Origin of the sequence: Thiocapsa imhoffii (assembly GCF_016583985.1) — a bacterium.
Classification (GTDB): Bacteria; Pseudomonadota; Gammaproteobacteria; order Chromatiales; family Chromatiaceae; genus Thiocapsa; species Thiocapsa imhoffii.
Map to the genome: position 1 here is coordinate 234,926 of NZ_NRSD01000005.1, position 7,250 is coordinate 242,175.

Annotated in this window: 9 protein-coding genes; 2 read left to right on the forward strand and 7 right to left on the reverse strand. The window is 62.4% G+C overall.

Annotated features, from left to right (window positions below; translation table 11 throughout):
* From gltS to CKO25_RS07560, 6 genes are all read right to left on the reverse strand, one after another.
* Nucleotides 1–1,203, reverse strand: a complete 1,203-nt coding sequence (gene gltS / locus CKO25_RS07535) for a sodium/glutamate symporter (RefSeq protein WP_200387295.1) — start codon at nt 1,201–1,203, stop codon at nt 1–3.
* A gap of 6 nt (nt 1,204–1,209) precedes the next feature.
* Nucleotides 1,210–1,851, reverse strand: a complete 642-nt coding sequence (gene queE / locus CKO25_RS07540; RefSeq protein ID WP_200387296.1) for a 7-carboxy-7-deazaguanine synthase — start codon at nt 1,849–1,851, stop codon at nt 1,210–1,212.
* Entirely contained in the window at nt 1,848–2,942 is a 1,095-nt protein-coding gene (locus tag CKO25_RS07545) for a 6-carboxytetrahydropterin synthase (protein ID WP_200387297.1), read from the reverse strand. The genes queE and CKO25_RS07545 overlap by 4 nt, the downstream gene beginning before the upstream one ends.
* 1 nt (nt 2,943) lies before the next feature.
* Entirely contained in the window at nt 2,944–3,639 is a 696-nt protein-coding gene (queC, locus tag CKO25_RS07550) for a 7-cyano-7-deazaguanine synthase QueC (RefSeq protein WP_200387332.1), read from the reverse strand.
* Between the two features lie 401 nt (nt 3,640–4,040).
* Entirely contained in the window at nt 4,041–4,355 is a 315-nt protein-coding gene (locus CKO25_RS07555; RefSeq protein WP_200387298.1) for a P-II family nitrogen regulator, read from the reverse strand.
* 18 nt (nt 4,356–4,373) lie between these two features.
* Entirely contained in the window at nt 4,374–5,384 is a 1,011-nt protein-coding gene (locus tag CKO25_RS07560) for a sodium-dependent bicarbonate transport family permease (protein ID WP_371829706.1), read from the reverse strand.
* A 368-nt stretch (nt 5,385–5,752) separates the two neighbouring features.
* Between CKO25_RS07560 and tsaA the strand changes: the two genes are divergently transcribed.
* A complete protein-coding gene (gene tsaA, locus CKO25_RS07565) occupies nt 5,753–6,289 on the forward strand; it encodes a tRNA (N6-threonylcarbamoyladenosine(37)-N6)-methyltransferase TrmO (RefSeq protein WP_200387300.1) in 537 nt (178 codons plus the stop codon).
* A gap of 101 nt (nt 6,290–6,390) precedes the next feature.
* Here tsaA and CKO25_RS07570 read toward each other — a convergent pair whose 3' ends face one another.
* Complete coding sequence (locus CKO25_RS07570; protein ID WP_200387301.1) at nt 6,391–6,714, reverse strand: hypothetical protein; 324 nt, start codon at nt 6,712–6,714, stop codon at nt 6,391–6,393.
* A gap of 179 nt (nt 6,715–6,893) precedes the next feature.
* Here CKO25_RS07570 and CKO25_RS07575 point away from each other — a divergent pair, with 179 nt between their 5' ends.
* The gene (locus tag CKO25_RS07575) at nt 6,894–7,124 is read left to right on the forward strand and encodes a hypothetical protein (RefSeq protein ID WP_200387302.1); all 231 of its coding nucleotides are present in this window, start codon (nt 6,894–6,896) and stop codon (nt 7,122–7,124) included.
* Nucleotides 7,125–7,250 lie beyond the last annotated feature (126 nt).

The following is a 7,250-nucleotide window of genomic DNA, read 5'->3' on the forward strand; positions in this document are numbered from 1 at the left end:
TCAGGCGCCGATCCAAGAAAGCGAGAGAAAGCCGGTCAAGACCAGCGCATTGATGAGGTCGATCAGGAAGGCCCCTACGAGTGGAACGACGATGAAGGCCTGTGGTGCCGGGCCGTATTTCTGCGTGATGGCCTGCATGTTGGCGATGGCGGTCGCGGTCGCTCCCATCGCGAAGCCGCAGAACGCGGCCGACATCACCGCGCCCTCATAGTCGCGCCCGACCGCTCGGAACGTGAGCCAGGCGCCAAACACCAGTACCAGGGTCAGTTGGCCAACCAGAATCAGCAGCAGCGGACCCGCGAGGGTGACCACGCTCGCCAGGTTGAGGGCCATCATGGTCATCGCCAGAAACAGCGACAGATTGAGCGAGGAGATCAGTTCCACGCCCTGATCACAGAGCTTCAGGCCAACCAGGCTGCCGGCGTTGCGAATGAGGACACCGAGGAGCAAACACCAGAGAAAGCTCGGCAGGGTGATCGGCCCATCGCCAACCGCATCGGCGATCCATTGCCCGCCGATCACCGCGACCAAGGTGGCGGCGAGCACCGGGACAAAGCGCGCACTGGTGAGCGGGGGAGGGGGTGCGGGCGCTGGTGGCCGCTGCGCAGTGGGCGAGATGCTGTCGCGCGATGCCCCGGCGAGGCGGTGGCGCGTGATCAGCCATTCGCCGAGCGGGCCGCCCGCGATGCCGCCGAGAATCAATCCCAGGGTCGCCGCTGTCATCGACAACTCCATGACCGACTGAAGGTTATTGACCTCGGCGAAACGTTCGGCGTAGGCGGCGCCGGTGCCGTGTCCCCCAATCAGGGTGATACTGCCGCCAACGAGGCCCATCAGGGGGTGCAGGTCGAGGCCCCAGGCAATCAGGACGCCGACGATGTTCTGAAACAACAGAAAGGGAATCAACACCAACACGAACATCAGCAGCCGCCGTCCCCCCTGCTTGAGTAGACTCAGGTCGGCCGAGAGTCCAACGGCGGCAAAAAATGTCAGCAGCAGCACCGGACGCAAGCTGGCGACGAACTCGATATCGAGATCATTGAAGGCTCGAGCCGCGCTCAAGACCACGGCGAACAGCAGCCCGCCGGTGATTGGGTCTGGAATGTTGTAATGGGAGAGAAACGGGATCAGCCGATTGACGAACCGCCCCACCAGCAACACCAGGGCCGCGACGAGCAGTGTTTCGAGTGGATGGATGATCACCTTGAGTTATGGAATCCCAAGCAGTTTGTGGGTCTGCAGACTCAGGCGCCAATGCGGATGCGCCTTGCAGTAAGCGATGCAGCACTCGGTGTTCTCGGCGAGATCCGGGTCGTCGAGCGGTTGTAGAAAAAAGTGCTCGAAGGCCAAGTCGACGAACCGTTCGGGGGGCGCATCGCGTTGCGGGTAGACGAGCTTGAGTTCGTGACCGGCCAGCAGTTGCAGGGGGGCTGTTCCCTTGGGGCTGACGCAGATCCAATCGATCCCCGGCGGGGCCGCACAGGTGCCGTTGGTCTCGATCGCGACTTCGAAACCGCGCGCGTGCAACGCGGCAATTAGCGGTGCGTCCAACTGCAACAGCGGCTCCCCGCCGGTGCAGACCACATAGGGCCGCGCCCGCGGGTCGCCGAGCGCGGGCCAGGTGGCGCGAATCCGCTCGGCCAAGGCCGCGGCGTCCGGGAAGGTCCCACCGCCCACACCGTCCGTGCCACGGAACTCCGTGTCACAGAAGCGGCAGATGGCCTGGTCCCGATCCGGCTCGCGCCCCGACCAGAGATTGCACCCGGCGAAGCGGCAGAACACGGCCGCGCGACCGGTGCGCGCTCCCTCGCCCTGCAGGGTGTAGAAGATCTCCTTGACGCTGTAGCTCATGTCGGCAGGGCGGGACCCAGCGCCCCCCAGCACAGACTGACCCCGCAGCCGGGTGTGGTGTCGAGATCGATTCGATCAAGTTGCGGTAAGTGCGCGGCGATATCCTCCCGGATCCACAGCGCCAGACTGCCCGGATCGGCATCACGCAACCCCGGCAGCGCATTCAAGGACTGATGATCAAGACGCGCATAGACCGGCTTGAACAGCCGCTTCACGTCGCCGTAGTCGACCGTCCAGCCCAACACGTCATCCAGCGGCGCGGTCAGGTGCAGGCGCAACTGATAACTGTGCCCGTGCAGCCGTCGCCGCGGATCGCCCGCGGGGGCGCGGCGCAGTTGCAGCGCGCTCTCGAAGCGTTGCTCCTTCCAGATGCGGTAATGCCGACCATCGAAGTGACAGCCCGCGGTGGCGGTCTCGTAGACCGTGATCCAGGAGAGGGTCGGCAACACCGGGATCAACTGCTGCCACAGCCACTGTGCCAGCATCTCGCTGGTGGGGTTCTCCAAGCCCGGCAGATCGTTCAGACAGGCATAGTGCAACTGCTCGTGCAGCGGCGCCCACAGGGCCGCGAGTTGGTCGAACTCGATCCCCATGTCCTGGCCGCGCAAATCCTGCTGAGCATGTAGGATCACCTCGAAGCCGTGACCATGCATGCGTCCACACTGATGACCGTCCGGGACGTTCGGCAGACGATGGGCCGCCTCGAATCGAAACCGATGCCACAGGTGCACCTGTTCGGCGGCGTCTAGGTCCGCCCCCTGATCCCGGGTACTCTGCACCCCCACCACCGCCAACCCCGGCACCGCGAGACCCTGGCGGATCCAGCGCGCGAGGTTCTCATCGGTCGGAATCGGCAACTGCTCGTTGAGATCACCATAGTCGAGCGCCGCCACACAGGACGCCAGCGCCGCCCTCAACGCATCGGCCTCACCGCCCGGACAGTCTCCCCAACCCGACGGCAGCTCTGCGCGCACCTTGGCCGTGAAACTGTGCCCGTGCAGGCGCCGCGCCCGATGCCCGGCCGGCAAGATCGCCACCCGTCGCGCCGCCTCGAACGGCACCGCGGCGACTTGGAACAAGCGCTCGCTCATCTCAGCACGCTCCAAAGCGCACGCGCAGCGGGTCGGGCTGCCCGGCTTGCGCGAAGCCTTTCGCCCGCAACAGACAGGCATCGCACTGCCCGCAAGGGCGCCCGTCCGGCCCCGGATCATAACAACTGCTGGTCAGACCATAGTCGACCCCCAAGGCTAGACCCCGCGTGATGATCTCGGCCTTGGTCAGGTCGATCAGGGGCGCGTGAATCTGGAGCTGCTGGCGGCCCTCAACCCCAGCGGCGGTCGCCAGGTTGGCCATCCGCTCATAGGCGGCGATGTACTCCGGTCGGCAATCCGGATACCCCGAATAGTCGAGCGCATTCACCCCGATGAAGAGATCGCTCGAGCCCAGCACCTCCGCCCAGGCTAATGCGAAGGAGAGGAACACGGTATTGCGCGCCGGGACATAAGTGACCGGGATGCCGTGCCCCATCGCCTCAATGCTGCGCCCCTTGGGCACCGCCAAGGCACTAGTGAGGGCCGAACCACCGAACCGCCGCAGATCAATGTCCGCGATCACATGCTCCACCACCCCCATCACCGCGGCGACCTGGGCGGCACAATTCAACTCGACGGCATGGCGTTGCCCGTAACGGAACGACAAGGCATAGGGCGCAAATCCAGCGGCCTTGGCCAGCGCCAGCACCGTCGTGGAGTCGAGCCCGCCGCTCAGCAACACCACGGCCTTCTTCAGTGGGGCATTAGACGTCATGGAAGAGATCCGGCTGGTGGGGCGGTGGTGGCTCGATGGCGGTCATGTCAGCGGCGGGGTCATCGACTGAGAATTCGATCGTCAATAGCATATTCGTTCTCGTGTGCGAGCGCACGGGGCACGGATCACCACGTCGCTCGGACGAGCGCACCTGTCGATCTGATCCCGGCGATTGCCTAGCGTCGTCTGGAGCAGACCGAGCTGCAAAGCCTGATCCGCCGGGAGGAACACTTCGAGGCCGAGCTGGAGCCCAGCGCTCAAAGAGAAGGGGCGGCATAAGGCCATCGACCGGATCAGTGTCGCGCTCAGCGTGCGCGACCCCGTCACCCATGATCATCGGATGCAAGTGACGAGGCGCGCTTGGGGGATCGGCCGACGCTCGGTCAGAGTCGATGGGCGTGCAGCACCTCGATCGTGTCGAGATAGGCGATCCCGGAGAAGTTGTTGAAGTATTTGTTGGCGATGGTCTCCGCGAGCTGTCGTGCCATGTCCTCGTCTGTTGTGATGACGTCGAGTTTGACGTTGGAGAAGGTCTCCGAGACCGCCGGTTGGCCGCTCGAACGCGTGTTGCGGCTGCCCTGACCGCTGGCCGCCGTCACCGTGTAGCCGGTGGCACCGGATGCCTTGATCAGCTTGACGATCTCCCTTAACAGCACCTTTTCAGTGATGATCACAAGCTTGCTTGCTTGCTGTGACATTGCAGCATCTCCTAATGGTCAGGTTCCGAACACCACCTGGGACAAGCCGAGGAAGAGTGGGATCCCGATCGCGATGGCCACGGGTGTCCCGACACTGGTCGAGGCCCCGACATAGGCCGATGGGTTAGCACTCGGAATGCCAGCGCGTAAGGTCGGTGGCCCCGAGATGTCCGAGCTGGAGCTTGCGAGGATCGCGAGCAGGACCACACCTCCGGGGCTGAAGCCAGTGAGCACATGGGCCACGTAGCCCAGTGCGAAGGCGATCAGCCCGTTCAGGAGCGGCGCGATGGCGGCATAGATTGCGAACCAATGGGCGACTCGGCGCAGCTCGTTGAGGCGAGCATAGGCCTCCATCCCCATCACCAGCATCAGCACCGAGAGCAGACCACGGAAAAGCGGGTCGTAGAAACCCTCGAAGATCTGTTCGGGACGGGTGAACAAACCAAGTGCGATGCCGAGTAACATCGCGCTGAGCGCCGAGCCTTGGAGACTTTCCTTCACGATCGGCCAGATCCGCACCTTCTCGCTGGAGCCATCGCGGCGTTTCAGGTACAGATTCGCGAGCACGATAGCCACGACCAGCGCGGGGATATCCATGAACGGATAGAGCGCCGGCGCCCAGTGCTCGTAGTCGATCCCTTCGCTTTCGAGCACGACGATTGCCGCGGCGAGGGTCGAGCCGCTCACGGCGCCAAAGAGTCCAGCGGTCGCGATGCCGTCCTCGGTGCGCACGCTCGGCAAGAGCGCCAGCGTGAAGCGGCCGATCAGGACGATCCCGGCGCCGATGAGCACGGCGAACAAGGCCGGGAGCAGCATGTCGGCCAGATTCGCCTCGCGGATCGACATCCCGCCGTCGAGCCCAACGCGCATCAACAGCATAAAGACGATGAACTTATAGATCGACTCGGGAATCTCGAGTCGACTGCCCAAGGCGGCGATCAGAATACCGCCGAGTAGGAACGCGAGCGTCGGCGATTGAAGCTGCGCGAGCAGGCGCGTGGCAAAGTCAAGTAGTGCATCCAAAATCATGTCCCTCCACAAGATGAGAGTCAGATGAGCGAATGCCAGTGCCTCCTGAAAGGATTGGCGAACCAGTGCGTTCGCGCTGGACTCGACCACCCCAGCCCGACCGTCAGCGGGTCAGGATCGGGGGCTCAACCGCTGCTCCATGCATCGAACGGGCGCAGGCTTGGATGGACATTGGTCTGAGACCGATCCGCTTCATGAGCGGAGAGACATGATTTTTTCAGGTACTCACCATCGGAAAAGATTGATGGGTTCGGGAAAATCTCAGGGTGTCCGGAGAAAAATCATGAGGAACCCTGGGGAGAGTAGAATGAGGTGGATCCGATTCACACGCCGACGTGTCCGGCCCCCCTTGTTGCAGGCTCACCAAGATGCAGATTCAATTCACCCCCATCGGGATCATTCACTCGCCTTATGCGATGCCGTCCGATATGCCAATCCAACCGACCGGGGCGGTCGGTATCCAGGGCGAGGTTGAGGTGTTCGAGCCGTTTCGAGAGGGGTTGGCGGACCTTGAGGGGTTCTCGCACCTCTTCCTGCTCTACCATTTGCATCGGAGTCACGGATACAAACTGCGGGTGGTGCCCTTTTTGGATCCTCAGCCGCGCGGGCTCTTCGCGACGCGCGCCCCGGCGCGGCCGAATCCGATCGGTCTCTCAGTGGTCCGGTTGGAAGGCATCCTCGAGGGTGTGTTGCGGATCAGCGGGGTGGATGTGCTCGACGGGACCCCATTGCTGGACATCAAGCCCTATGTCCCAGCCTTTGATGCCCCGAACGAGGTGCGGTGCGGGTGGCTCGAGCACGCCGGGACCGTGGTCGCCGGCCATCGGTCGGATGACCGCTTTCAGCAGACTGGACAGCAGAGTGGGCACACGGGACCGAGCGAGTCGGAGGAGGGCGCTGGCTGATGTTGGCATGTGGAGCGTGTCGGGCGAACTCGGCCAGGTCGCGCCGCGATCCTCATAGGCATCCCTGCCGTGCGAGGATTCTGGCTGAACAGAATCTGCGATCAGCTCAACTGCTCTTGCGGATCCCTAGGTGCGGAGCCTTGTTCAGTGCTGGCATCCTGAGTCAAATATTCGATCGCCGATCCGGCAACGGAACCGACGGCCGCGCCAACCACGGCTGAAGCGCCAACCGCGACACCACTCCAAAAGCTTGCAGCCGCGGCACCCGCGGCACCAGCAATGAGGCCCGCAACATCAGCGTTGACCACTTCGCCGATAGCGGATCCGCCGTCGCTGTCCTCCTCATCGTTCTGGCCTACCGCTGGACGAATTCTGAAGAATTCCAGCGCGGACTGGGTCGAGGAATCGATCAGGGGGCGGACCAAGACCAGGAGCTCGGCCTCATCCTTGGTTTCGGGTTTCGGCAGCGGAATCCGTGGAAGTTCTTGTTCAATGATCAGTTGAGCATTTTTTTGGGCTCTCCCGGATCTCAGGGGGTCATGTTATCATATAAATCAGTTACTTGATGGCGGTGCTCCGCTAAAATGTCATTCGAGCGCTTTTGATGATGACTTTCGATAATGATACGATTCAGGCCCTTTTAAATCTTCCTGACCTCGCAATTGAACGGGTGGTTTTAGGTGAACGTAAAACGTTGAGAATTGACGTTCATAGTACCCTAGAAGGAACGCAGTGTCACCGTTGTGGCAAGCCGATTCATCATGCTTATGGTTTGGGTAATGAGATCGAACTTCGACATTTGCCGCTACTCGAATACCGAGTGCTGTTGATCTGACGTCCTAAGCGCTATCAATGTCGCTCCTGCGAAGGGCATCCAACGACAAGTCAAACCCTGTCATGGTATACGCCACGTGCCTCAGTCACAAAAGCTTTCGAGCAACAGATGCTTTTGGAATTGATC

Excerpts from the sequence above, each read along its gene's own strand:
- queE (WP_200387296.1), bottom strand. The coding sequence starts at position 1,851 with ATGAGCTACAGCGTCAAGGAGATCTTCTACACCCTGCAGGGCGAGGGA.
- CKO25_RS07545 (WP_200387297.1), bottom strand. The coding sequence starts at position 2,942 with ATGAGCGAGCGCTTGTTCCAAGTCGCCGCGGTGCCGTTCGAGGCGGCG.
- CKO25_RS07555 (WP_200387298.1), bottom strand. The coding sequence starts at position 4,355 with ATGTCACAGCAAGCAAGCAAGCTTGTGATCATCACTGAAAAGGTGCTG.
- CKO25_RS07560 (WP_371829706.1), bottom strand. The coding sequence starts at position 5,384 with ATGATTTTGGATGCACTACTTGACTTTGCCACGCGCCTGCTCGCGCAG.
- tsaA (WP_200387300.1), top strand. The coding sequence starts at position 5,753 with ATGCAGATTCAATTCACCCCCATCGGGATCATTCACTCGCCTTATGCG.
- CKO25_RS07575 (WP_200387302.1), top strand. The coding sequence starts at position 6,894 with ATGATGACTTTCGATAATGATACGATTCAGGCCCTTTTAAATCTTCCT.